A 25,000-nucleotide genomic window follows, 5' to 3' on the forward strand; every position below is an offset into this window, starting at 1 on the left:
ACGCAGACGGGACGTCCGCGCTACTTCGCTAACGTAGAACGGCAAAATCATGTCTCGCATCAAAAATCCGCAGATTGTTCCGTACAGGGGTTACGGGAGCTCATTCAAAATCTTTCTCAAAGGCCGGGTCCTGGAAAACAAAAACGTGGGTCTTTCCACGGAACACGATTCGGCATGGAAAAATCTTCGAAATGTTTGGAAAAGATTTGAAAGCGATGAGATTCCCGGCGCGCGATTAATCGCGTCGATGAATCAGGTTTCCGAAGAAGTAACGGCAAATGAAGAAGGGTACTTTACGGTCACTTTGCAAACACCAGAGCCCTTACCGGATGAGAATCTCTGGCATCCGGTGGATTTGCAGCTGTTAAGTCCGTTCCATCCCGCTCAAGAACCGATTCGTGAAACGGGACTTGTCATGGTAGCTCCTAAAGGTGCGAGATTTGGAGTTATCAGTGATATGGATGACACCGTGTTGCAATCGGATGCCACCAATTTTCTTCGCATGGTAAAAAACGTGGCGCTGGGAAATGCCAGGACCCGGATGCCATTCAAAGGCGTCGCAGCATTTTACCAGGCCTTGCACGAAGAAGATGGCAAACCGACCAATCCGCTTTTTTATGTATCAAGCAGCCCCTGGAATCTATATGATCTGTTGATGGAATTTTTTAACTTGCAGAATATTCCCATTGGACCTTTACTGCTTCGGGATTGGGGAACTTACCGCAGCGGTCTTCCTCACAAACATCGCGAGCATAAATTGCAATCAATCCGGCATATTCTGGATCTCTTGCCGGGTCTTCCTTTCCTTTTGATTGGCGACAGCGGACAAAAGGACCCTGAGATCTATCATGAGGTCCTGTCGATGTACCCGAAACGGATTCTCGCAATCTACATACGAAACGTAAGTCGCAATCTAAAAAGGCCGGCGGCAATTCGGGAGCTCGCCAAAAAAGTAATTGACGCGGGAAGCACGTTGATCCTGACGGATGACACTCTTGCAGCTGCAAGACATGCAATCGAACAGGGCTGGATTAAACCGGACAAATTTCCCGAAATCATGGCCGAAAAGATTGCAAATGAAAAAGCGGAACTTGTGAAAAAAGAAGCCCCTACGGTAAAAATCGAAGCAACAGAAAACAAAAAGAGCGAAATTGATCGCGGGGCAATCGAAAAACAACTTAAGGAAAAATAGAAAAGTAGTGGCAGAGCATTTGCCATTGTCTTCGAATGAGATTGTTCTCTCACGCTGCCTGTCATAGCACGAGCATACGTCCTGCCAACAAATGCTCTACTTCGTCCGGGAGGCTAGCAGACCATTTTCATGCAAATACAATTTAGAGTTGAGGGAGAACCTTTAGTTAGTTAACGTTTGTATACACGCGGGATGGAAAATGCTCTGCCACTACGACCTTGTTTAGATAAGAATATTGTCGAAGCGAAGCCAAGTGCGAGGAGCCCGAAACTCATTCCGAGTGGAATCCAGGGAGACGCAGGTGATCGCTTTTCGACTGGTGCGATCTTTTTTGCAGGTAGGCTGACTACCTGAACCGGTTCGGGCTCTTTCGGTTCCTCGGTCGGCTCGGGTTTCTTTATTTTAGTTCTGGCGGCTACCTTCTGCGTTGTCAGCTCAAAATTTTCCTGAAACATTTCGTCGCTCAGCACGATTCTTCTATAACTATTTGTCCTTTTGTCACGAACAATGACGGTCGTGGAAAAGGGACCTTTCTGAACAATATGGACCGTTTGACCTTTTCCGACCGAGCCGGCCGGTCGAACAGCAACGGCCGTTTGGGCAGCAGAATCCCATTGAGCTTTTAGCTCCTCCTGTGAGGGACCAGTCTTTACCTCGACTTGCTCGATCTTGTGGACCGTTATGCCATCGGTGGAGAAACCATACGGAAAATCCGGACGCTTCAAGCCCATATTGCGATAATCAATTGCGTCGGTCCGCACGGTGGTGGTTATCCCGGTAGAAAGAAACAAGTAGGTTTTCTCACCGCGGAACTCCATCTTACTAACTCTTTTTGACGTCCCATCCTTCAAATGTACGAGAAAGTCGGCGTGGCAAACCTGAAGGAAACCAAAGAGCAACATAAAGAGAATGGCGTAAACTTTACAGCCCGAGCTGTTGCTTGAGTTCGTTTTCATATTCCTTTAACCGTCTATAAGTGGCAAAACCGGAGAGACATTTGCTCTCATCCGGCATCGGCGTGGCATTGCTGCTGGCGAGAATGTTTTCAATCATCTTCTTGTAAGATTCGCCGGAAGTTAGCGGCGCGCCAGGAAACATCTTTTTGAAATCAAAACGGTAACTGAATGTCCGGTAATGAATATACTTGCCCCTGTTGGTTGGATCAGGCACAACAAGATCCAGGACAAGGTAATCTTTTTCAGCCTTTGGCGCAGTGGGAGATGGATTCTTGATCCGTCCAACAGAAATATAACGAATCTGTTTCCACGGGAGGAGTCCGTGTTCCTGTTTCTCATTTCGTAATTGCATCCCTTCCACTGTGCATCTTTCAATCCAACAGGAAACGGTTGTGCTATTTTGATTGAAACCGGGATCCGGCAGAAGCACAAAGTCGGCGTCCTTCGGAGTTTCGATAGTGTGCGGATCGAATATTGATTCATCCAACTCCGGGGTCTTAGGCGTAATGAAGATGCGATATCGTTGCAGATCAGATTTCAATATGGCATGCCATTGCGAATCCACCTTTGGATGCGAATACGCCTTTGACAAAAACTCGATGCCTCTTTGCTTGAGATCCAACTTATCCATGCAAAGATGACCTGCTTTGATTAAGGCCTGGATCGTCAAAGGATCATCGGGGTAAATCCCGATCAACTTTTCATATATTTCAAGACTGGTTCTATAATCCGGTAAATGTTCATAAAAAGCGGCCAATCCGAGTAACGTTTTTGGCGGAAGCGCTTTTGATCTTATAGTGCCTCGTCCGTATTCGCTGTAAATATCCCATATCAAATTAACGTCCCTTTTGCGTATTAATGCTTCCAATAAATTTGCCGTATATTGGCGGTCCGCTTCTTCATTTCCATTAAGGAGCGCAATCCTCTTTAATTCCATATATGCTTCGACATGATCCGGCTCCGATTGGATTACCTGATGCAAAAGTTCTTTTGCCTGCACATAATTTGATTTTTGCGATAATTCCATCGCGCGAAGGAAACGGGAATCCTGAACAATTCCAATCTTCTTCTCAATGTATGGGTCAATGAATTTTTCTTCGAACCGGAGCACATTCATCGCAATTCCGAATACCGCTCCGAAAAGGAAACCGCCGATATGAGCCCAGAAAGCCACACCGGCGCTTTCTCCAAGAGTCGCGGCGGACCAGAACTGGATGAGTAACCACAAAGGAAGAGCAATCCATGCGGGAGCAAGAAAAGTGCCGCGAATCCAAATTCCAATCAAATAGAAAAACTTGATACGAGTGTTATACAGCCGCACAAGAAACGCGCCCATGATCGCGGCAATTGCTCCGGATGCGCCGATTAAAGGGACTTCGCTTTCCGGGAATTTCAAATCATGCGTCCACGCAGCCAGAATTCCACCGCTCAGATAAAAGGTGAGATAAAGAGGTTTTCCCCAAAGATCCTCAATCGTGCAACCGGCGATGTAGAGGAAAAGCATGTTTCCAAGGAGATGCTCCCAGTTACCGTGCAAAAACATGCTGGTGATAAAACTCCACCAGTGGGGCTTAACCGGACGATGACCGTATTGAAAATCAGGGGATTCCTCGATCATCTTCCAAACGTTTTCAGCTTTTTTATCCAGAACCGCCTGCTCCTCTGCGATTTGCTGGTCCGTCAGACCCGAGATGTCTTTCTCCCCGACTTCTTTAAGTGATTCCTGATCGAAAAGTTTCAGCAGATTCTGCGGTAGCTCCAGGTAAGGGTGGTCCCGGTAGTAGCGAAGCATATCCTGTGCAGCTTTGTCTATTTCAACTTCATCGGGCGCAGAGGATGAGAGGGTAACAAAAATCAGAACATTGAGTCCGATCAAAAAGTAAGTGATCCAGGATCGTCGTCTGACAACTTGATCTTCATGACCATAAGGTATGAGCAACATAGCAGCAGGAGCGCTTTTTTATCATACAGCATTCCCGATGTGGTGCGGACGACTCGCAAACTACAAACTATCCCCAGAAGCCTGTGACCCAACGGATTCTTCCTGCCGGCGAGAGTAGAAAAATGTTCGTGCCTTTGCTCATTTCTGTTCCATCCGTTTTCAATACTTTCCAATGCGCAAGCACAGCGCCCTGACATTCGTGGACGTCGCCATCTCTAACAATCGTCAAGCCTGGCATGAAATGATGGATCGCGGAAAGATGCCCATTCAAATCCTCAAGTCCGGATGTGCAGCTGTACTTATCCTGAAAACTCATATTTCCTTCCAGGAGCGTCTCCATCTTCTGCCTTCGTGCCTCCGGATCTTTCGAATTCCACAACTCGAAATAAGCATCCACTTTGTTCTGGATATCGGAATGCTGGTCGCAGGAAGCAACGTTTGCAAAGAGAGCGAGCTGATAACGCCATCCTTGGATGAACTCATCACGCACAGCCGCATCAGACAACTCGTGCCGCAGCGTAACCTGTGTGCCGTCCGAAAGTTCTTGTAATGTGATCGTGACCAGCGAGCCTTCCGGTGGAATCGGTTTGCCCGAATCAAAACCATAAGAAAACACAATTCTTTCGGGTGGCTCGATCTCCAGGATTTTCCCTGAAGCCTGGATTCCATTGGGAAAGCGGATTTTCATTGACCCTCCCGGCCGCCCTTCTATAGTGGATCCCTCGCCCCACCAATCGGCGAAACGTTTCGAATCGGTGAAATATCGAAATACCGTTGACCGCTTTGCGCAAATCAGAATCTTCCTTTCCAGATTGTGTGTCAGACCGGTGGTCATGATGATTTACTCCTTTTCTTTTGTCGTGGCCCACGCCGGGCACTTTCCAGCTCGGCGCGAATCTTCAAGCGATACAAAGCGTCGTCCCACATTTGCTCCAGGTATTTGCGGAGAGCTCCCAGCTCCTCCTTTCTTGCGAGGTAAAAACGGAACGTTCCTTCTTCACGCTTTGACACGAGGCCAGCCTCCTCCAGAATGCGAAGATGCTGGGAAACAGCTCCGAACGTGACATCACGCTGACGCCGGCAGATCTCACCGGCAGAGAGCTCTTCGTCCCAAACCAATCGCAAAATCTCCCGCCTTCTCGGCGTTTGCAATGCTTGAAATACTTCCATGTGCTATATTTTAGTATAAACTAAAATAAAGTCAAGAAAAAAAATCCTCTCTATCTTGGCGCCTTGGCGTCTTGGCGGTTTCGTCGCACATAAACCGTTCCGCCGTTCAGCGAACCATCGAAGGTCTTGATCAGATCGAAATCCTTTTCCAGCGCTTTCATCATTTCCGGATACAGAGTTCTTGCATCTTCCGGAAATATGTACAGCACCCACAACTGTGAACCATCAGATTGCAAAGCGCGCAGGGATTCCGGTGTTTCTACTTTCTCGTATGGAAGGCGATGGTACCCGTGATAGACCAGCCTAATTCTCCCGGCTGTCGCGATCACGTCGCGGGGCGATTTGTTCTTTTCCACAAAAATCCTGGCTCCGAGAAAATCCTGTTTCGGGCCATATGCTCGAGGCAATGCAAGCGCGGAAAGCAAAATCAACAGGATGCAGATGGCTGTGCCTGGAAACCGGCCGTACTTCTCCGGAACCAAAAGAGCTCCAAGGGACATGGTTCCCCGAACCAGAACAAGCATTGCCAGACCAAAATTAAAAAAGAAGAAACGGGGCCACAGGGGATGTCCGAGAGCCAGAGTAATCACTGACCCGATCAAAACGGGCAGGATCAACAATTGAACGACGATTGGCTTTGTGCGGCTATAGCTGAAGAGGCCTGCTCCGAAGATGAGCAAAGCGACCAGAGCGACGATGCCTCCAGCAAAATGCAATTTCATTCCTCGAACGATCTCAAGTAGGGTCCACAGGGGCTGCTTCCACATGGCCACCGTACTTTCTTCGCCCATTGTCAGAAACATTTTCCCGAGAACAGGTGAGTACAAAAGGAGCGTGAGCAGGCCACCAAGACAAAATCCATACAGAAGTCCGTCCCATGGCCGTACTTTTATCTCGCGCCGGACCTTCCACAAATAAATAACAAAGTGACCTGCAGGAACAAATAACATCGTCAGCTGTGTGTACATTCCTAAAGCGAGCGTTACTCCGTAAAGCATCCATTTCTTGCGGTCATTGGACGCCAGACAGCGCAAGAGAAGCAGCGCGCTTGCCATGGTCCAGAATTGAAGGCCCGTATAGCCTCTTGCATTCTGACTGAACCAGATGTGGAAATACGAAACACACAACAGGCCCACCGTGAGAAGGGCTTCTAACCGGTTAGTAACCTCACATCCAAACCGGGAAACGAGCCAGAGGGCGCCTACGCCGAAGATGACTGCCGGCAAACGGAGGGCCCATTCACTTTCACCAAACAGCACTATAGATAAATGAGCAAGGATGGAATAAAAGAAATGCTGATTCTCAGAATCAAATGCAAATATCAGTTCGTTGAACGGAAGCCTTACGTAACGAACGGCTGTGAGCACTTCATCAAACCACAGACCTTCGTTTAAACGGTACATGCGTAAAAAAGTCGCGACACCAAGAGTGAAGAGAAACAGCATGTTGAATAATGCATCGCGATGGTCGTTGTTCATGCCGCTATTTTGCCCTATTCTAAGCTGGAAAACTATGGCTTCTCAGCCGTCAGCATGGCGCTTTTCAACGCGCGGAATTGCCGTTCGTTTGTTCTTCACCTGCTGGATCCTTTACGCTTTGCATTTTGCGACAAACATCGTTCGCGAAATTTATCTTGCTGCCTCGCTAGGAGATCATTGCTCGTTTCGAGTGGATGAGTACGCCGGTTTACATCCGGATCTTTTTGAGAAGAAAGGATACGGATGGCACATCAATAACAATCCAGGCGCTTCGATGATCGCATCGCTGCCCTATTTCTTGAACCGGTTCTGGATCGATCCTCTTGTCGATCGCGTACGGAACAGCCGGAGCGCGTCCGGATCGGTGAGTCCGCCTCATTATGATTCCCCGTGGCCGATGGCGCGCAAGTTTTATGCGCAAGCGTGGCAGCGCGGACTGGACATCAAGCTGGGACTCGCCGCATTGGTTATGCAAGTTTTCTGCATGGCGCCTTTATCGGCTGCCGGTGTTGTGATGATGTTTTACGTTTTGCGCCGCATTTTTGATTCCAACCGAATCGCTTTCTGGCTATCCATTCTTTATGGATTTGCTACTCCCATTTTTTTTCGCACCGGAACGCTGAATCAAAACTTAATGACGGCACACATCGTTTTTGCCGGTTTCACGCTTTTGTGGAATCCAGCCACGCGAACGAATTGGAAAGTGGAATGGCGCTTTACTTTGGCCGGACTCGCAGGCGGACTCGCCGTATTGCTGGATTACAGCGGCGTCATCTTACTTACTTTACTCTTCGTGTACGGATGGTTTAAGAACAAAGAAAATCGTTTGGGGAATAGCTTGCTATTTATTGCGAGCGCGTTTCTTCCGATTCTCTTACTGTGGTTCTATCAATGGAGGAGTTTTGGGCATCCGTTTTATCCACCGCAATACCACATGCCGGTGATCAACCCATGGGTGGAAACAGGGTTTCGCGGGTTTGTGGGTCCGAGACCACATTTGATGTGGTCCCTGTTGTTTGATTACCGTTACGGTTTGTTTTTGAGCTGTCCCCTTTTATTGTTGGCTCCCTTTTCCTTCTTGATCCGGCGTTACAATTTCCCGCGATTGGAAAAAACGTTCTTTTTCCTCTTCTTTCTCGGTCTTTGGATTTTTTTTAGTGGAGTCAATTACACCAACTTGCAATTCAATACCGGAATCCGGTATCTGGTGGCGATCGTCCCTTTCTTGTTTATACCGGCTGTGATGGTACTCATGGCCTTGCCTCGCGCACTTGCATTGCTGGTGTCACTGGTGGCTCTGTTTCAATCCTGGTGTCTCGCGATGTACCGCGACGTGGAACGAGGCTCAGGAATTCTGGAACCTGTGAAGCAGATTCTTAGTGACGGCTTGGAGTTGCCTGTTTTCACAACCCTGAGCCGCATGCAAGCTCTGAAAGAATTACTACCGTTCGGCGCCTCTCCCTTGCCAGTCTTTCTGGTAACCGCCTGTGTTCTCTATTTTACCTGGCGCCGTTCGGGACATACACGCGATGAACTCCATTTATAGTTTGGTAAAATAGCGCAAGAGCGACGCTAAGGAGTGGTGCAATGTCGACCGCATTGATGGTTAGATCGGAGAAAAAGGGGCCGGTCTTTTTTCCTGACCGGGAATACGGAAACATTATCCCCCATGCAATTTCGAGTCTTGAGGAACTGGCCAGGAATCTGAATATCCCTACCATCGATTCTTTCACTTATATGGAACCTGACTTACTTCGTTCAGCAATTGATATGGTGGAAGGAGAAAAAGCTGAAAAATTGAAGAAACGATTGCGCGATCAGCTGGAATGGCACAGTGCTGAAGAAGGATTGAAGTCAATTGAGGGACTGAAAGCATCGGTAAAAGATTCCTCCTCCAGGATAGAATTCCGAATGCGAGGGCCGCACAACGAACTGGTGGATGCCCTATTCCAGGATCTTCAGGATGTTTCCGAGATCCTTACCGAGCTGGCCAAATCCGGTGACCGCTTCCGTTTTGAAGCCGCATAGTTTGCGGCAGGAAAATGAATCGGTGTTCAACTGGTGTCTAAGGTTTCACTAAAATTCATCTGCATTTCGTATTGCGCGGAAGACCATTCAAAACCGATTCGCCGCAAAAAGGTGATGGTTCCGGTAGCCGATCCATCCACATTTCCAATGCGCGCGGATCTTCCCGGTTGAACGTGTGTTTGAAGAGCGGCCAGCAGTGCTGCGCCTGCGCCCTGTTTTCTGTGATCATGTTGAATGGCAAATTGCGGTATGTCACCAGTGTCAGGAAATACGATGCCGTAACCAATGAGCTGGGATCCACTAAAGATGCCAAGCAAAATTTTTGGCATTTTGCTTCGCTGTATCGATGATATTGAATTTTGCCAGGAGGGATGCCAGTCCCAGAATCGTTCAAAGAGTTCCCACATCGGCTCGATCGTTTTTATGGTGAAAGAAGACTGGCGGGACTGCGCTTCTTTTGGACCGGAGAAAATCTCGAGATCTCGCTCAACGGAAAAACCTGTCTTTTTATATAAAGTGAACGCCGCGGAGTTTTTCGCGAATACTTCAAGCACGTATCGAGTGGCTCCCGTTCCTTTCAGTCTGGATAAGCTGAATTCGAATATTCCTTGAGCGATTCCTTTTCGTCTCGCTTCAGGAACAATTCCGGTTGCTACATCATAGATGGTAGGAATCCCTTGATAGTGATCGAACGCATTGATTGTGAATCCAACCGGCTCGTCCTCCTGAAATGCCGCAACGGATAATTCCTTTTGTCCTCCTCTTCGCGTTAAAAGTTCGGAAAACTGATCCCGCGTAAGATTCATCGGAACGAAATAATCGGAAAAAGCGCGGAGGAAGATAGGATGTAAATCAATCAGGTCGAAGTCATCAAGAAAGCGGTATTCCATAGCTCTAAGATTGCGGGCAGGATGCCCGCGGCCCGTAATGCAGGCTGGAAGCCTGCGCTCCATATGCCCGCGGACGAGACGTCCGCGCTACTTTGTTTTCAATCTTCCACCACGTGGGATTCAAACATCTTGCGGTATTGTTCCCAGCGTTTGCGATCGAATTGTCCATCGTCTGAAAGACATTTTGACGCCGCGTAACCCATGAATAAAGCATGGTGTGTATTGTCATGCACAAAAAGTCCCTGACGGCCAAAGCTCACAAGACCTTCTACCTGATTGCACCACCGATCCAACCCTTCAAAATATTTTTCATAACCCTGGTAATAAACGGGATAAGCGTTGGGCAACCGGCGAACTAGAATCTTTCGGACGTTCGCCGTAATCGGAATTTCAGCGCGCCGCAACGACTCCAGCGCAACCTGCCCGAGTTCCTCATCCGCTTGCTTCCAGATAGGGCCATTCACGTCACACGGAATCTCACCGCACAAAACGGTGATTCCCGCCGTTCCTGTTCCATTGGAAAAAATCTTGGGCTCGGAAAGACGCGAGATGGTAATCTCCGGTTCCGGAAAATAGTGAGCATCGTATTCTGTAAAGCGATCCTCATCCAAAACGAGATACACCAGAATCATTCCGCGGAAGCGAATTTTTGTCGCCGCATCCAACACGGATTGCGGTGGACCAGGCGAAGCGCTTCGGGCAAGCACATTCACAGGAATTGTGGAGAAAACATTGCCGGCTTTCAGTTCATGTGAAGTGCCGTCTTTTTGATAGCGCACACCCGTCATTCTGTTCTCTGATAGCTCCACCTGCTCGACACGCGCTTGAAAATGGATTTGGGCGCCTTCTTTTAGCGCAGCATCTTTGAACGCATCGGAGATTTGTCCGTAGCCCAGGCGCGGATAAAAAAAGTAACCATCTCCGGGTGAACGAAGTCCCGGCATGGTGGAAAGGATTTTCCACAAAATTTTCGTCAGAGAGCTTGCGGAGATTCTTCGATGAGCCTGAACTGCAGCCAGTTCTTCCGGAGGCACACCCCACAATTTTCGCGCGTAGGGAAAATAAAAATCGCGACAGATCGTGCTTCCAAGGCCGGCTTCCAGAACACTCGCAAAAGAGTCCTGCTTCCTTGTACTCTTCCGGAAAAATTTGCCGATCCGATCCGTAATCACTCCTGCAACGAAACTGGGAGGAAGACGAAGAGCCAGATCGATCAAACGCAACGGGAAGTGGATCCACCGCCCTTGCATGCGAATCCGGCCGTGACGGGGCCGTTCGAGTAAATCGTTGCCCAACAGACTTCGTATGTCCTTCAGCACTTCCGGATCGCAGGCCGGATGCAGACGATGACTGCCAAAATCGACGCGGATGCCCTCAATCTCAAAGCTTCCTGCATTGCCTCCGGCGTGCGGGTTCTGTTCAAGGACAGTTACGTCGGTCACTCCCCTCCGAGCCAGATGAAACGCTGCGCCTAAACCTGCCGGTCCGGCCCCCAAAACTACCACATGAGGCCGTTTCATCGAAGTCTAAATAAGAAAGGGGAGAAATCGTTTTGTTCGCACACAGTAATCATGGTATTCCGGGAATTTCGTTAAAAGCAATTTCTCTTCAGCAATTGCCTGGCGGACGATCACCACCGCGATCAATAGTCCCAGCAGAAACAACCAGGACTGCAACGCCAGCTGCAGGCCGATGACCAGCAGCAAATCACCCGCATAAATCGGATGCCGTACGAAACGATAGATTCCATTTGTCACCAGCAAGTGTTTTTCCGCCAGCTGTAGATCCTCAACATTCCGCCAGTTCGGACCCAAATGAATGCGCGCGCTAATCGACATACAGAGTCCCAGGACAAACAGAATCAAACCGAGATTCCGCACAAAAGAGGGAGGATCCTTGATCGGCAGCACATCCAAAAACAGTGTTTGAACGAGAAAAAAAATCAGCAGCGCGATTTTTATCAACTTCAGCACAATTTGCAATGGGTTACGCGGTTTGAGTTGAACCTGCTGGGCTGAAGGATATTTTCTTTTCCAGATCTCCCAGATCAATTTGTGCAGCAACAGTCCGCCGAAAAGTAAAAGTCTTAGAGGCATTGAAACGTTAGTATAAGCAATTTTGCCGGCTAGAAGCCGGCGTTACAAACCCCCTGTGATCATTCGCTTAAAACCGCGAAGCGTTTTGCGAAACCCTACAAATCGATCGAAGGAAGGAGTGCCGATTGTGGAGAAAAGATCGTTGTTGGCAAAATAGTACATGTCAATGCGCGGCAAAAAATGAACATCCGACTGAGGCGTTGCAAATTCCATTTTTGTAGAACAGGCTGCATAGAAATGAGACTCCACAATGGCTCTTGCGGCAGCCGATTGTTTTCCATAAGGGTAAGCGAACGCAACCTCCTGTTGCCCTGTCCGGTCTTGCAGAGTCTTGCGCGCGCCGACTATTTCTTCCGATATCTTTGACCCCGGAAGCCGCGTAAGGTCTGGATGTGTTGCTGTATGCACTCCGAATTCGATTTGCTCTTCCTTCATCTGCGCAATCTGGTCCCATGTGAGCAGATCAAAGCTGGGAATGTTGTCCGGCTGGCCGTACCAGCGGTTATTTTTCCCGCAAAACGAAGTGACCAGAAAAACGGTGGCAGGATATCCATATTCCTTCAGCACAGGATGGGCGACATCATAGACACTCTGAAATCCATCATCGAACGTGATGGCTACGCTTTTTGAAGGTAGATCACGATTCTCGCGGATTCGCCCGGCAACATCGCGAAGTTTCATAACTTCAAAGGAAGCATCGGAAAGATTTTTCATCTGGCGTCGGAATTTTTCAGGCGCCGTGGAAATCACCGAACCGCTGGAATCTAAGGAATGATAAGTGAGTATTGGAATGCAAATCATTTGTCGTCATACGGTTCAGCGCGCATCCATTCGATGATGGTTTTCAGTATTTCATCCAGCGTCTTTACCGGTTTATAGCCGACCCGCTTCTGAATCTTATCCAGCGAAGGGACTCTTCTTCTGAGATCATCAAATGCGTGACTGTATGCTTCTTCGTACGGAACATAACGAATTTCGGAGTTGCTGCCGGTCAATGCCTTGATCCGTATGGCCAGGTCCTCAATGGAAATTTCTTCGATCGAACCGATGTTGTAAACGTGACCGTACGAGCCGGCATCCTCGGTCAGAGCAATCATTCCATTCACAACGTCCTTTACGTGAGCAAAGCACCTTGTTTGTTTGCCATCGCCGTACACCTGAATCGGTTCGCCACGGAGCGCGGCCTTGACAAAACGTGGTATCACCATTCCATATTGTCCGGTCTGTCGCTCTCCGACCGTGTTGAAGAAACGCAGAATCAATACAGGCAAACCAAACTGGCGGTGATAGGCAAGCCCCAGGAATTCATCAATTGCTTTGGAACAGGCATAACTCCAGCGTGAAAAACTTGTGCTGCCAAGAACACAATCATCATTTTCACTGAACGGAACTTTTTCGCTCTTACCGTAAACTTCTGAAGAGCTGGCAAGCAGCACGCGCTTTCGAAATTTTTTTGCAATTTCCAAAACGACTTCCGTGCCCTTGATGTTGGTTTCAATCGTTCGCACCGGCTGCTTCACGATCAGGCTGACGCCGACTGCGGCTGCGAGATGATAGACCATATCATTACGGTCGATCAGCATATGCATCAGCCCTTCATCCATCACGGAACCATGAATGAAACGGAATTCCGCTTTGCCCTGGCAACCAGACATGTTCCGGATGTTGCCCGTGGAAAGATCATCGATCACATCAACGCTATGTCCCATCCCCATTAGCTTTTCAGCAAGGTGGCTTCCAATAAAACCGGCTCCGCCCGTGATCAACGCTTTCATGACATTGCTCCCGCAAGACGTTTTTGCTGAACTCGCTCAATCAATCCCAGATATTGCTGTATGTGACTTTCCTCATTCCAGTATTGCAAGTATGCTCCGTGACCCTTTCGGCCAAGTTCTTCCCGCAGAGGATCATCTTCGGCCAATCGCCTGATCGCTGCCAGAAGTTCGTCTTGACTATTGTAAATGATCCCACCGCCGCTATCATCCACCACCTCAGGGAGAGCTCCCAAATTGTTCACGATCACCGGTGTTTCCTGTGAGAAAGCTTCAATGATGATAATTCCGAAAACTTCATAACAAATGGAAGGAACAATCACAGCTCTTGCGTGTTTGTAGTAATTGCGCAATTTTGAATGACCGAGTTTTCCCAGGAATTGTATGTTCTCCGATACGGCCGCCATCTGTTTTAGTTGATCCGTGTAAGTTCCCTCTCCAGCGATGAGGAGCTCAAATTCGGGATGATCCCGAAACAAAGGAATTATATTCTGAAGTCCTTTGATCTTCTCCAGTCTTCCCACAAAAAGGAAGTACGGACCCGTATGCGGAAACGCAGATTCTTCATCTTCGCCACTTTTTGTTGCGAGGAAATAAGGAATGTGGACCATAGGAATATCCAATCCCATTTCGTGATGTTTCTTCAGAGTGAAACGACTGGGTGAGATAAACATGTCGACATGGTTCAACATCTTTCTCATCAGATCCGTGTAGCGCCACCATTGCGGAGGCCTTTTTCCGTAAATCTGACAGCCAATGCAACTGCGCGATGTACAAACTTCGCGATCATATTTCCAGAGCACATGCATGGGACAAACCAGCCAGTGTTCGTGTGTTGTGTAGAGTTTAACCGCATCACCATATTGAAGCGCTTTAAGTCCAATCAAAGACATATTGTGATAATGAATCACATCGTAACGGTTTTTCTCCAACACTTCCCGTATCTTTTTCTGTTTCAGGTAAGGAACGCTCGTCTGTTGAGTCAGAAGCGGAGACAAAAACCCTGCTTTGCTTTTCAGGATGTGAACCGTAACGTTATCGTGATTCGGGTAATCCCCTTTCAAGCCTTCTGTTTCCAACAGGTAAAAAGAATCGGCGTCATGAATGACATCGATGTTATGTCCACGCCGAGCGAGCTCCTGGACCAGCCTGTAAATGTAGATTGCATCCCCGCCAAAACTGTAGGGAGGGTAAAACGTGGTAACCATGCAAAACCGCATATGATTGGACCGCCAAGGCGCCAAGATCGCCAAGAATATCAAAGATATGATCTTTTTTAAAACTTGGCGTCTTGGCGTCTTGGCGGTTCCATCATGCTTTCGAAAATCTGAAGAGTTTGACGGGCAGTTTTCTCCCATTGAAAGTGTTTTACGCGTTCCAATCCTCTGGAACGCATTTGTTGTCTGAGCGAATCATCGGCAAGCACGCGTCGAATCGTCTCAAGCGCTTGATTGGAATCGTCAGGATCAAAAAATTCGCCTGCTTCACCAATGATTTCGGGGAGAGATCCTGCCTTGCTGGCAACGATCGGGGTTCCACAGGCCATTGCTTCCACAGCAGGAAGGCCGAATCCCTCTTGCAATGAAGGGAAGACAAACAACGTAGCTGAGTTATACAGATGAGCCAGATCACCATCATCAATATAGCCGGTGAAAATGACTCCTTTCCGGATTTGCAGCTGCTCCACCAGGTTTTTAAGAGCCTCATAATCAGAATAGAAAGAGTCCTTTTCGAAATCCCCCGCAAACACCAGTTTGTAATCTGAAAAGGAAGCTGTTTGCGTCAATTCACCAAATGCTTTCGTGAGCATCTGAAGATTCTTGTGCGGACTGATTCCACCAACGTAGAGCAGGTAGCGGTTGCCGGATAATCCGAACCGGGACAGAACTTTTGACCGTTTTTCATCTTCCGGCATAACCCGAAAAGCTTCGCCTGCAGCTTCCGAAACAACGCTGATTCGTGATTCTGCAATGCCACGATGTTCCATGATTTGTTGCTTGGAATAATGAGAAACGGTGACGATCCGGTCTGACTGGCGTAATGCGATTTTTTCTTTCAGGTTCCAAAAGAATTCCAATTTTTTGTTTGGAAACACTGAGTGCGCAAAACGCGCAGGGGTCATGTCATGAATTGTGACCACAATTTTTGTCCTATTCCACACCGGGAAGTAAGAATAAATGGCAGGGAAAAAGAATAGATCGAGTGAATGTTTTGCGACAGCACGAGTCATTCTCAAGAGATCAGAAATCGATCGCCGGCCGGAAGAAGAGGCGGCTTGAGTTGGAGCTGCCTGCGTGGAAACCGTCACAAGGTTGACGTTTTGGGGGAATTGATTTTCGATCGCGGTCTGATGATCCACAAAAAACCAGTATTCGTTTCGATCATCGATTTCCGCCAGGGCGGTCAATAGCTCTCTTGTGAAACGTCCGAATCCGCGCCGGTTCGACCAGCAACATGCGTCCACGCCAATCCGCATTTTATTAAATTCGGAGCGCGGGCCTCCGTGCCCGCGGCTTGGCGGGCAGGGACGCCCGCCCTCCATGGTGAAACTCAGTTACGGAGTTCGACAATGCGGTTATAGATCCAGCCAATGGTGGTTCCAATCAAGCTGCCGACGGCAAAACCCCAGAAGAAACCGATAATGCTACCCAGAAAAGAGACTCTATAACCTATGAAAAACTGGCTTAGCAATTGAAGATGCGGACCAACGACGTCGCCCCCTTTGAGGACAAGCCAGTTTGTAGCGATAAAAATAATGAGGCCAAAGACTATGCCTAGAATCAATCCAAAAATTTTGGCGTTCAGTATGACGATTGCGTGAACTAGTCTTTCTTCTTCACGTGGCTCGGTCGGTGTCATAGATAATCCAGAAGATTATTGAACGAAGATGCTTCGGCTTCCTTCTTCACATAGTACAAAAAGATACCAATCACCAGATTCCGCAAGTACGCAACTAACCACCCGAAGAAAAATCCCCAGAAGAAGCTGTAACCAAAACCCACGAAAGCTCCTTTCGTCGATAAAGTATACCCGTAAAAATACTCTTTCAGTAACCAGAGCGTGGGTCCTCCACTTACCCTTCCCACAATAAGGACCCAGATGGTTGCGATGAATACGCAGAGCCCGCAAACGGTTCCGATAGCGGTCGCAAATGCGAGTTTATCCATTCTCGCAAGTGTTTTCATCACCGCGCGATCCAGAGCCGGCGTGAGACGTTCCGGAACCATCGGTTGTTTAGACGCAAGCATTGCAAACTCATCTTCTGCCTGCGATCCTGTCACTTCTTCGTGGTAATCAGGATCCGCGTTGACGGCCCAGAGGTCGTAGGTTTCCCCTTCAATGTTTCGAACCGCGAGCATCGCAGTCAGCATGGAGTGGTCTTGATTATTGTACTTGTGCATACCGTTACGCCCCACCAGCTGTAGATTATTCAACCTTTCCAGAAAATCCTGTATCAACTGCAGACTTTGCTTATAGGTGGAATCATAGACCGGATACGCTTTCTGCATCCTCACAACCGTACCGTCTTCCACGTCCCGTTGAGCGCAGAGCCCAAGAACTTCCAGCTCCTTCCGTGCAAGATCGATTAATTCCGCATCTGGTTTATTCCACAAACCGTCGCCCTCAAAGCAAAAATACTCAAGACCAAGACAGGTCTTCTCCGGATCCGGAACCATTTCGGGGCTCCAGTTCTTGAAGTTTTGAATCCGTCCGACCTTCACCTGTGGATCATGAATGTAAATCCAGTTGTCCGGAAACAGTTCCTTCTTGTTCACTATAAGAGCGACGGTAACAAAATCACGGTAATTCAATGCGGATGCCGCCTGCCGCACCTCTTCAGGCGCTTCGGGAGAGAGTTTGTGGATTAGCTCCCGTATCGGCATTGTGCTGATGAAATGTGTTCCGGAAATGATTTCCTGATTCCCATCGCTTCGCACTTCAACGGCCTGAATTCCATTTTCATCCCAAATCAGTTTCTCCACGTCCGAATTCAGCCTGATCGCGCCACCCTTTTGAGTTACGATACCGGCAACCCTTTGCCACATCATGCCAGGGCCGAATCTGGGATAGTGAAAAGCGTCAATAAGTGATTTGATTACGTCCCCTTTTTTCTGGTTTTGTTGCTTCAGGAGCGTGTTTTTCAAGACAGTTATCAAAGATAGTCCTTTGATTCTCTGAGCAGCCCATTCCGCGCGTATTTCGCTGCAAGGGATTCCCCAAACCTTTTCCGTATAAGTCTGGAAAAAAATTCGATAGAGTCTTTTCCCAAAACGATTGGATACCCATTGTTCGAAAGTATCATTCTTTGGATCAGGAAAAAGGCGAGCCCAGATGTAACTTGTGACAATCAAGAAACTATTGAAAAAACCGAGGCCTAGAAGCGCATTCCACGCACGAAGGGGGTAATAGAAAAATTTGTGATTGTAGTAGATCCGTGAGAGGCGTCCGCGATGGAGAAAATCGCTTTGGAGAACGTCATGCCACATTTTCTCCACAGCGCGAACTTTGGTGAAAAACCGGTGCCCGCCGATATCGAAATGATAACCTTTATAGCTGACGGTGCGCGCCAAACCGCCAACGAGTGGATCCTTTTCCAAAACGATCGATTCGATCCCGCGATGGCAAAGCTCATATGCAGCGGTCAGCCCGGCTGGCCCCCCGCCGATAATGACAACCCTCTTGGTGGCAGCTTCATCCATTGAAATTTATTACTATACTGTAAATTTCAACAAAAGAATAAAAGGGAATAAAAGTGGTGTCATAATGCTGATTTGCCTTTTCTCGCCCCTTATTAAGGGAGGAGATCAAGAGGGGGTTTGTATAATTTGGTAGTTCCCAACCTCCGTTTAATCCCCTCCTTCATAAGGAGGGGAAATCCGAACACACAAACTAAGATTAGCGGGAATAAAAATGAAGCAGATTGCACATCTTTGCATACTACTCATTCTCTTCATCGCGGTTAATCTGGCAGCTGAAGAGAATCAACAGGTTAAGGATACCGTTGAGAATTACTTTGAAGAACTTTTGAAATTGGATCCCTTTATGGCGACTTCCATTGGGGATAAGCGGTATAACGATCAATTTCCAAATTCCATTGGACCGGAGCATCGAAAGAAAATGGAAAATCTGGAAAAGGAATATCTCGCCAGAATCAAAACTCTCGACGCGTCTCAGTTAACGGGTCAGGACCTTTTGACGTACGAGATTTTCAAAAGGGATCGCGAAATACAAATCGAGGCTTATCGTTTTCCGAATCACCTGCTTCCAGTGGATCAATCGGGCAGTATTCCGAGTTTTTTTGCTCTGCAAGGGTCAGGCGAAGGTTCGCATCCGTTCAAGACGGTTAAAGACTACGAAGACTTTCTTCGTCGGATCGATGGTTTTGAAGTCTGGATGAATCAAGCCATCGTCAATATGAAAGAAGGCGCCGGTAAGGATTACGTTCAGCCGGCCGTCGTGATGGAGAAGGTCTTGCCGCAGCTGAAAGCACACGTTGTGCAAAATCCGGAAGAAAGCATTTTCTGGGGACCGATTCGGAATTTTCCGAAAAGTTTCAATCAGGAAGATCGCAAGCGTCTGACCACAGAATACCAGAATGCGATTCAAAACAAGATTGTTCCTGCATATCGCAAGTTGCATGACTATGTTCGTGACGATTACATGAAGAAAACACGTCCGACTGTCGGCCTCAATGCTTTGCCGGAAGGAGCCGCCTGGTATGCGTACAATGTGAAAAGTTATACAACAACCGATCTCACGCCGGAACAGATTCACCAGATAGGGTTGGCGGAAGTAAAACGAATCCACGATGAAATGCGCAAAGTCATGAAAGAGGTCGGTTTTGAAGAAGATCTAAAAGCTTTTTTCAAGATTGCGAATGAAGATCCCCGATTTTATTACACAAAACGTGAAGATCTTCTCAATGGCTATCGCCAGTTGAAAGAAAAAATTCGACCGCTTTTGCCAAAGCTCTTTGATGTGATGCCGAAAGCGGACTATGAAGTTCGCGCTGTGGAAGAATTCCGTGAGAAGTCTGCGTCCGGTGGCTCCTACGATAGTGCCTCCCCTGATGGCTCACGCCCCGGTGTTTTTTATGTGAATGCTTACGACCTTTCTGCCCGGCCGAAATGGGCAATGGAAGCGCTCTCTCTTCATGAAGCGGCACCAGGTCATCATTTTCAAATTGCAATCCAGCAAGAGCTGGACAATCTGCCGCGGTTCCGGCGTTTCGGGGGTTATGGCGCTTTCATAGAAGGCTGGGGACTCTACGCGGAATCACTCGGCAAGGAGCTTGGCGTTTACACGGATCCATACCAGTACTTCGGATCGCTAAACGCGGAATTGTGGCGCGCCATCCGCCTGGTGGTGGATACCGGTTTGCACGCGAAGGATTGGACTCGCGAGGATGTCCTGAACTATATGTACGAGAATTCTGCGGTGAAGGAAGCCCGCGCCGTCAGTGAAGCTGAGCGATACATCTCAAATGCAGGTCAGGCGCTTGGATACAAGATCGGACAAATGAAAATTCGGGAACTTCGCGAACGCGCCGAAAAAGCGCTGGGAAACAAATTCAGCGTGCGCGAATTTCATAGCCAGGTTCTGCTGGACGGCGCCTTGCCTCTGGACGTTTTGGAACGCAAAATCGATCGGTGGATTCAAAGCAAAAAATAGTTCGCGCGCGGACAGCAAAATCCCGTAACCGGACGGGAGGGATGTAGTGCGGGCGACTCGCCCGTCTACAATCCATTGGCACAGTCCTTGCCTTGCCTCAACACATGGAAATCTTGTTTCAAGATTTTCGGTATGCGTTGCGCGTTCTGCGCACAAACCCTGGTTTCACCATAGTTGCTATCCTGACCCTTGCTTTAGGAATCGGCTCGAATACCGCCATTTTTAGCGTCACCAACGGACTCTTTTTGCGCCCACTCCCTGTTCCCTCACCGGATCAGATGGTTCGAATCTACCCACTACAAACAGATGGTGGTTCTGAAATAGTTTCGTATCCGAATTACAGACAGCTTCGCTATCGCTTGCGGAGTCTGGAGCTTGCAGCACACCAACACACAGCGATCAGTTTTGGAACGGGAAAAGGTTCAACCACCCTGAATGCGGAGCTGGTCAGCGGAAACTATTTTCAAACGTTTCAAGTCCAGGCACTGGCCGGGAGGATTCTCTCTCCTGAAGATGATCAGGCAGGGGCTAGTCCGGTGGCTCTGATCAGCCATCGTTTGTGGAATAGTCATTTTCATCTGGATCCTGCGATTCTAGGTCAGAAAATTTATTTGAACAGACATCCATTCAGCGTCATTGGTGTTTTGCCAAAAAGTTTTCATGGTACCTATTTGACTGCCGATGCAGACGTGTGGACTTCCATCGCAATGCATGAACAAGTGAGGCCGCGTGGTATTCCACTGGAAAGTCCCGGGTGGGGATGGCTGAGCCTGACCGTGCGCTTGAAGGATGGAATCAATATCGAGAAGGCTCAATCTGAGCTCGATCAAGTCGCGCCGCAAATCCAAAAGGATTTGCCACGATACAACGATGGATTGGCTTTCCGTGTAATCAAAGCGAGCGCTCTTCCGGAAAGCCTGAGTGAAGAGCTACGTAAAGCTGTCGGGTTTCTCACGATCGTGACCGGATTGGTATTGCTCGTTGTATGTGCCAACCTTGCCGGCGCACTTCTGCCACGCGTAATTGCCCGAAGACGCGAAACAGCAATTCGAAAGTCGTTAGGCGCCAGTCAATCACGACTGGTTCGCCAGTGGCTCACCGAAAGCGTACTTCTTGCCATTTTTGGCGGTGTGGCGGGTGTATTCGCAGCCATCTGGTTCAAAGAAGCGTTTAAACTTCTGCTGCCCCCGGAATGGCAATTATTTATGCCTGTATTCTCGCTTGATGCACGTGTAATTTTGTTTGTATTCTTCATAAGCTTGCTCACAGGAATCCTGTGTGGATTAACCCCAGCACTTCAATTGCGCAGACCAGATATGAACGCTGCTCTGAAAGGCGAAACCGGCGGAGTCCCGCGTTACCGTCTCTTCGGAATGTTTGTTGCCTCACAAACATCAATCTCGCTGGTTCTTCTGATAGTCGCCGCGCTCTTGCTCAGAAGTCTTTTGACTTCCAACGCCTTCAATATTGGATTCGATGCAAAAAATGTTCTGGTCGCAACGGTGGACACGCAACGTCATTCCTTTACCGATGAGCAAGGCCGTGAATTTTTTGATCGACTTACAGCGAGGCTCAAGTCCTTGCCAATGGTCCGTTCCGTCACATTCGCAACGGTCACTCCACTGGGAGGCGCGCGCGAATCCCAGGGTTTTGAAATTCCCGGCAAACAGACGGCATCCGGAAAACGCATTTTTAGCATCGCTACCAACAGCATTGGCCCTGACTATTTTCAAACGATGGGAATCCCTTTACGAAAAGGACGGGACTTTACAGATCAGGAAATTCAAGGCAAGACTATGCCCGCAGCGATCATCAATGAAACCATGGCCAAAATGTTCTGGCCTCAACAGAATCCGGTTGGTAAAAACATTCGTTTGTCGGATGGACCGGAGCTGGAAATCGTTGGAATCGCAAACGACATTCAGTATTACTCGATTGGAGAAGATCCACAGCCTTACGTTTACACAACACCCGCCACTGTCTTCATCGGTCAGATGACGATACATATTCGAACCACGGGTGATCCAAGCAAGCTTGCTCAAACAATCATTCGGGAAATCGCTGCGGTGGATCAGAACGTCGCGCCTTACGATGTAATGCCATTCTTAACACTACGATGGCTTCAACTATTTCCGCTCCGTGCTCTTGCAACGGTTGCCGGATTCCTGGGAATGCTGGCGCTCATTCTTACCGCTATCGGAATCTATGGCGTCCTGTCTTACGCCGTAACGCAACGAACAAAAGAGATTGGCGTTCGAATTGCGCTGGGCGCTACACCCGGATCCATTTTGCAGCTCATCCTCAGTCAGGGAATGACATTTGTTCTCATCGGAGCTGCCGCAGGTTTAACTGGAGCTTTCTTCGTGACCCGATTCCTGTCTTTCCTTCTCTTTCAAATCAGCCCAACCGACTCAATAAGTTTTCTGATCGTAACGGCGCTGCTTGCGGTTATCGCAATACTCGCTTCGGTCATTCCCGCACGCAGAGCAATGAGAATCGAACCCACCATCACGCTCCGCTACGAATAAACAAAGTAGCGCGGACGTCCCGTCTGCCAATGTCGCAGGCGAGACGCCTGCGCTACTTTGCTGAATTAAGGTAGAATATTTTCTCTTAAAATCGCATCTAAAGGGGTAAGGACAACTATGAAGCAGGTTCTAGCGACTCATGATCTGGATTATGTCCGTTCGATTCTTCGTGAGTACTACGGGCGTCATCTAAAAAGTAAATCCGATCTATCTCAAAAAGCCTGCTGCATAGACGAAAGTCAAAAACGTTTCAAAGACATCCTCGAATTGATTCCCGAAGACGTAAAAGCGCGTCATTATGGATGTGGTTGTCCGGTTCCGGAAGATGATCTGACGGGATTGCGAGTCCTGGATTTAGGATCGGGAGCGGGTGTGGATGCTTTTATATTGTCTTATCTTGTCGGACCATCCGGATTTGTTTATGGCATCGACATGACGGATGAACAACTGGAGATTGCTAACGGCTATGCTCCGACCGTGATGAAACGCTTTGGTTACAGTGAAACGAACGTCCATTTTGAGAAAGACTTTATCGAAGTTGCAGGATCGATTCCGGATCAATCTATCGACATTGTTATTTCTGATTGTGTAATCAATTTGTCTCCGCGAAAGGATCTTGTTTTCAAGACGATTTTTCGTGTGTTGAAGGATGGCGGAGAATTTTATGTTTCAGACATTGCTTCCGACCGCCGAGTGCCTGATTCGATTCGAAATAATCCAGAAATGCTCGCTGAATGTCTTGGTGGCGCTGAATATGAGCACGATTGGTTCGACGTTATGAAGGATTGTGGTTTTCAAGATCCGCGGACTGTAAGCCGGATGGAAGTTCAAAGAGATGTTCTTGGTGAGCCAATTGTATTCTACTCCATGACCGTTCGCGGTTTCCGTTTTGTAGATCCGCTCGATCGGCGTTGTGAAGACTACGGCCAGATCGCCACATACAAAGGAAACATTCCCGGTCTTCGCGCGCGATTCGCGCTGGATAACCATCACATATTTGAATCTCATCGACCTGTGCCCGTTTGCCGCAATACCGCGCGAATGTTGCAGGAATCCAGACTCGGCCGCTATTTTGACGTCACGCCCTCCATCAGGCATTTTGGATTGTTTGACTGTGCCCCAACAACGAATAGTACAGATACCAAATCACCTTGTTGCTAGATGAATCTTCTCCTTTCGCTCGCAGCCCTGTTTGTTTCTTATGCCAACGGCACAAACGATAACTTCAAAGGGGTCGCAACTCTTTATGGCGGCAAAGTTTTCAGTTACAAAAAAGCATTAGTCTGGGCTTCTGTAACAACTTTTGTCGGATCGATTCTCAGCTTCATTCTGGCTACTAAGTTATTAGCAATATTTTCCGGAATAGGAATCGTGAGTCAGACAACTTTGCAGAATCCCGCATTCCTTGCCACTGTGGCTCTTGCTGCTGCCTGCACAGTTATGCTGGCAACCCTCCTTCGTTTTCCGATATCCACAACGCACAGCCTCCTGGGTGGATTGGTAGGAAGCGGCCTTGCAAGCGGAGGACTTACCTCATTCGCTGCATTAGGAAAGTTATTCTTTCTACCGCTTCTCATTGGGCCGGCTGCAGCCCTAATTTTTACAGCAGTCCTCTATGCGATTTTTCACAGGGTTCGCGAAATGGCAAAAGTTGAAAGCTCGTATTGCCTGTGCGTTGGAGAAACCCAGGAGGTTTTAGTTGGCACACCTGGTCTGCTAACGATTCGTTCGACCGGCGTCAGGATATCAATGGAAGACGAAAAGGATTGCCGCTTGATTTATCCTGGCCGTTTCTTTGGTTGGAATCTGCAAAAATTGATGGATCAAGCTCACATCCTCAGCGCGGGCGCAGTTTCATTTGCGCGGGGCCTGAACGATACACCTAAGATCGCGGCTTTATTGCTGCTCGTTCCTTCTATCACCCCGAAGAGCGGTTTGTTGCTTGTTGCACTTTTCATGCTGGCGGGCGGAGCCATTCACTCTCACAGGATCGCACGAAGAATGAGTTTTGAGGTGACTGAAATGAATCCCGGACAGGCCTACACCGCAAATCTTGTAACAGCCCTTCTGGTTATTTCAGGTTCTTTGATGGGCTTTCCGCTTTCTACGACTCATGTTTCTTGCGGCGCGTTGTTTGGCATCGGCATGGTGAATGGAACCGCAAGCAAAAATACGATCGCGCAAATCCTGTTTGCCTGGGTAATCACCCTTCCTACAGCAGCAATTCTCGCTGCCCTGTTCTGGTTAGTTCTGTAGTGGCAGAGCATTCACCATTT

20 protein-coding genes and 1 pseudogene are annotated in these 25,000 nt (G+C 48.3%); 7 read left to right on the forward strand and 14 right to left on the reverse strand.

The window, feature by feature from the left end; translation table 11 throughout:
- The first annotated feature begins 49 nt into the window (after positions 1–49).
- Positions 50–1,192 (forward strand): DUF2183 domain-containing protein, encoded by a 1,143-nt coding sequence (locus L0156_29155; protein MCI0607075.1) that lies wholly within the window; start codon positions 50–52, stop codon positions 1,190–1,192.
- Between the two features lie 170 nt (positions 1,193–1,362).
- Here L0156_29155 and L0156_29160 read toward each other — a convergent pair whose 3' ends face one another.
- The 5 genes from L0156_29160 to L0156_29180 form a co-directional block, all read right to left on the reverse strand.
- Positions 1,363–2,148 carry a hypothetical protein gene (locus L0156_29160; protein ID MCI0607076.1) on the reverse strand — a complete coding sequence of 262 codons (786 nt, stop codon included), beginning with the start codon at positions 2,146–2,148 and terminating at the stop codon, positions 1,363–1,365.
- Positions 2,114–4,090 (reverse strand): rhomboid family intramembrane serine protease, encoded by a 1,977-nt coding sequence (locus tag L0156_29165; GenBank protein ID MCI0607077.1) that lies wholly within the window; start codon positions 4,088–4,090, stop codon positions 2,114–2,116. The genes L0156_29160 and L0156_29165 overlap by 35 nt, the downstream gene beginning before the upstream one ends.
- Positions 4,091–4,157: 67 nt before the next feature.
- The gene (locus L0156_29170) at positions 4,158–4,925 is read right to left on the reverse strand and encodes an SRPBCC domain-containing protein (protein ID MCI0607078.1); all 768 of its coding nucleotides are present in this window, start codon (positions 4,923–4,925) and stop codon (positions 4,158–4,160) included.
- Complete coding sequence (locus tag L0156_29175; GenBank protein ID MCI0607079.1) at positions 4,922–5,260, reverse strand: metalloregulator ArsR/SmtB family transcription factor; 339 nt, start codon at positions 5,258–5,260, stop codon at positions 4,922–4,924. Before L0156_29175 ends, L0156_29170 begins: the two co-directional genes overlap by 4 nt.
- 50 nt (positions 5,261–5,310) lie before the next feature.
- Positions 5,311–6,738: a glycosyltransferase family 39 protein gene (locus tag L0156_29180; GenBank protein MCI0607080.1), complete on the reverse strand. Its 1,428-nt coding sequence runs from the start codon at positions 6,736–6,738 to the stop codon at positions 5,311–5,313.
- A 34-nt stretch (positions 6,739–6,772) separates the two neighbouring features.
- On the opposite strand from L0156_29180, the gene L0156_29185 reads away from it, so the two are divergent.
- Both L0156_29185 and L0156_29190 read left to right on the forward strand, forming a co-directional pair.
- On the forward strand, positions 6,773–8,284 hold the full coding sequence (locus L0156_29185; GenBank protein ID MCI0607081.1) for a hypothetical protein: 1,512 nt from the start codon (positions 6,773–6,775) through the stop codon (positions 8,282–8,284).
- 41 nt (positions 8,285–8,325) lie between these two features.
- The gene (locus L0156_29190; protein ID MCI0607082.1) at positions 8,326–8,766 is read left to right on the forward strand and encodes a hypothetical protein; all 441 of its coding nucleotides are present in this window, start codon (positions 8,326–8,328) and stop codon (positions 8,764–8,766) included.
- 26 nt (positions 8,767–8,792) lie between these two features.
- Here the strand turns inward: L0156_29190 and L0156_29195 are convergent, their stop codons facing one another.
- The 9 genes and pseudogenes from L0156_29195 to L0156_29235 all read right to left on the reverse strand — a co-directional run bounded on the left by L0156_29195 (position 8,793) and on the right by L0156_29235 (position 18,224).
- Positions 8,793–9,656, reverse strand: a complete 864-nt coding sequence (locus L0156_29195) for a GNAT family N-acetyltransferase (protein ID MCI0607083.1) — start codon at positions 9,654–9,656, stop codon at positions 8,793–8,795.
- A 98-nt stretch (positions 9,657–9,754) separates the two neighbouring features.
- The gene (locus L0156_29200) at positions 9,755–11,176 is read right to left on the reverse strand and encodes an FAD-dependent oxidoreductase (protein MCI0607084.1); all 1,422 of its coding nucleotides are present in this window, start codon (positions 11,174–11,176) and stop codon (positions 9,755–9,757) included.
- 6 nt (positions 11,177–11,182) lie between these two features.
- Positions 11,183–11,752, reverse strand: coding sequence for an isoprenylcysteine carboxylmethyltransferase family protein (locus L0156_29205; GenBank protein MCI0607085.1), 570 nt, complete (start codon positions 11,750–11,752; stop codon positions 11,183–11,185).
- 42 nt (positions 11,753–11,794) lie between these two features.
- Entirely contained in the window at positions 11,795–12,553 is a 759-nt protein-coding gene (locus L0156_29210; protein ID MCI0607086.1) for a polysaccharide deacetylase family protein, read from the reverse strand.
- Positions 12,550–13,527: a GDP-mannose 4,6-dehydratase gene (locus L0156_29215; GenBank protein MCI0607087.1), complete on the reverse strand. Its 978-nt coding sequence runs from the start codon at positions 13,525–13,527 to the stop codon at positions 12,550–12,552. The genes L0156_29210 and L0156_29215 overlap by 4 nt, the downstream gene beginning before the upstream one ends.
- The gene (locus L0156_29220; GenBank protein ID MCI0607088.1) at positions 13,524–14,732 is read right to left on the reverse strand and encodes a glycosyltransferase family 4 protein; all 1,209 of its coding nucleotides are present in this window, start codon (positions 14,730–14,732) and stop codon (positions 13,524–13,526) included. The genes L0156_29215 and L0156_29220 overlap by 4 nt, the downstream gene beginning before the upstream one ends.
- 68 nt (positions 14,733–14,800) lie before the next feature.
- Positions 14,801–16,000 (reverse strand): glycosyltransferase family 4 protein, encoded by a 1,200-nt coding sequence (locus L0156_29225; protein ID MCI0607089.1) that lies wholly within the window; start codon positions 15,998–16,000, stop codon positions 14,801–14,803.
- A gap of 74 nt (positions 16,001–16,074) precedes the next feature.
- Positions 16,075–16,383 (reverse strand): hypothetical protein, encoded by a 309-nt coding sequence (locus L0156_29230; GenBank protein ID MCI0607090.1) that lies wholly within the window; start codon positions 16,381–16,383, stop codon positions 16,075–16,077.
- Between the two features lie 404 nt (positions 16,384–16,787).
- Positions 16,788–18,224: pseudogene (locus tag L0156_29235) on the reverse strand (NAD(P)/FAD-dependent oxidoreductase).
- A 211-nt stretch (positions 18,225–18,435) separates the two neighbouring features.
- Here L0156_29235 and L0156_29240 point away from each other — a divergent pair.
- From L0156_29240 to L0156_29255, 4 genes are all read left to right on the forward strand, one after another.
- The gene (locus L0156_29240) at positions 18,436–20,196 is read left to right on the forward strand and encodes a DUF885 domain-containing protein (protein MCI0607091.1); all 1,761 of its coding nucleotides are present in this window, start codon (positions 18,436–18,438) and stop codon (positions 20,194–20,196) included.
- 104 nt (positions 20,197–20,300) lie between these two features.
- On the forward strand, positions 20,301–22,724 hold the full coding sequence (locus L0156_29245; protein MCI0607092.1) for an ABC transporter permease: 2,424 nt from the start codon (positions 20,301–20,303) through the stop codon (positions 22,722–22,724).
- A 117-nt stretch (positions 22,725–22,841) separates the two neighbouring features.
- Positions 22,842–23,885, forward strand: a complete 1,044-nt coding sequence (locus L0156_29250) for a methyltransferase domain-containing protein (GenBank protein ID MCI0607093.1) — start codon at positions 22,842–22,844, stop codon at positions 23,883–23,885.
- The gene (locus tag L0156_29255) at positions 23,886–24,980 is read left to right on the forward strand and encodes an inorganic phosphate transporter family protein (GenBank protein ID MCI0607094.1); all 1,095 of its coding nucleotides are present in this window, start codon (positions 23,886–23,888) and stop codon (positions 24,978–24,980) included.
- Positions 24,981–25,000 lie beyond the last annotated feature (20 nt).

The organism is bacterium, assembly GCA_022616075.1.
GTDB lineage: Bacteria > Acidobacteriota > HRBIN11 > JAKEFK01 > JAKEFK01 > JAKEFK01.

Bases quoted from the DNA above. Each gene is read 5' to 3' on its own strand.
- L0156_29165 (MCI0607077.1), bottom strand. From the start codon at position 4,090: ATGTTGCTCATACCTTATGGTCATGAAGATCAAGTTGTCAGACGACGA.
- L0156_29215 (MCI0607087.1), bottom strand. From the start codon at position 13,527: ATGAAAGCGTTGATCACGGGCGGAGCCGGTTTTATTGGAAGCCACCTT.
- L0156_29240 (MCI0607091.1), top strand. From the start codon at position 18,436: ATGAAGCAGATTGCACATCTTTGCATACTACTCATTCTCTTCATCGCG.
- L0156_29155 (MCI0607075.1), top strand. From the start codon at position 50: ATGTCTCGCATCAAAAATCCGCAGATTGTTCCGTACAGGGGTTACGGG.
- L0156_29205 (MCI0607085.1), bottom strand. From the start codon at position 11,752: ATGCCTCTAAGACTTTTACTTTTCGGCGGACTGTTGCTGCACAAATTG.
- L0156_29200 (MCI0607084.1), bottom strand. From the start codon at position 11,176: ATGAAACGGCCTCATGTGGTAGTTTTGGGGGCCGGACCGGCAGGTTTA.
- L0156_29195 (MCI0607083.1), bottom strand. From the start codon at position 9,656: ATGGAATACCGCTTTCTTGATGACTTCGACCTGATTGATTTACATCCT.
- L0156_29210 (MCI0607086.1), bottom strand. From the start codon at position 12,553: ATGATTTGCATTCCAATACTCACTTATCATTCCTTAGATTCCAGCGGT.
- L0156_29255 (MCI0607094.1), top strand. From the start codon at position 23,886: ATGAATCTTCTCCTTTCGCTCGCAGCCCTGTTTGTTTCTTATGCCAAC.
- L0156_29185 (MCI0607081.1), top strand. From the start codon at position 6,773: ATGGCTTCTCAGCCGTCAGCATGGCGCTTTTCAACGCGCGGAATTGCC.
- L0156_29245 (MCI0607092.1), top strand. From the start codon at position 20,301: ATGGAAATCTTGTTTCAAGATTTTCGGTATGCGTTGCGCGTTCTGCGC.
- L0156_29225 (MCI0607089.1), bottom strand. From the start codon at position 16,000: ATGCGGATTGGCGTGGACGCATGTTGCTGGTCGAACCGGCGCGGATTC.
- L0156_29175 (MCI0607079.1), bottom strand. From the start codon at position 5,260: ATGGAAGTATTTCAAGCATTGCAAACGCCGAGAAGGCGGGAGATTTTG.
- L0156_29190 (MCI0607082.1), top strand. From the start codon at position 8,326: ATGTCGACCGCATTGATGGTTAGATCGGAGAAAAAGGGGCCGGTCTTT.
- L0156_29170 (MCI0607078.1), bottom strand. From the start codon at position 4,925: ATGACCACCGGTCTGACACACAATCTGGAAAGGAAGATTCTGATTTGC.
- L0156_29230 (MCI0607090.1), bottom strand. From the start codon at position 16,383: ATGACACCGACCGAGCCACGTGAAGAAGAAAGACTAGTTCACGCAATC.
- L0156_29160 (MCI0607076.1), bottom strand. From the start codon at position 2,148: ATGAAAACGAACTCAAGCAACAGCTCGGGCTGTAAAGTTTACGCCATT.
- L0156_29180 (MCI0607080.1), bottom strand. From the start codon at position 6,738: ATGAACAACGACCATCGCGATGCATTATTCAACATGCTGTTTCTCTTC.
- L0156_29220 (MCI0607088.1), bottom strand. From the start codon at position 14,732: ATGGTTACCACGTTTTACCCTCCCTACAGTTTTGGCGGGGATGCAATC.
- L0156_29250 (MCI0607093.1), top strand. From the start codon at position 22,842: ATGAAGCAGGTTCTAGCGACTCATGATCTGGATTATGTCCGTTCGATT.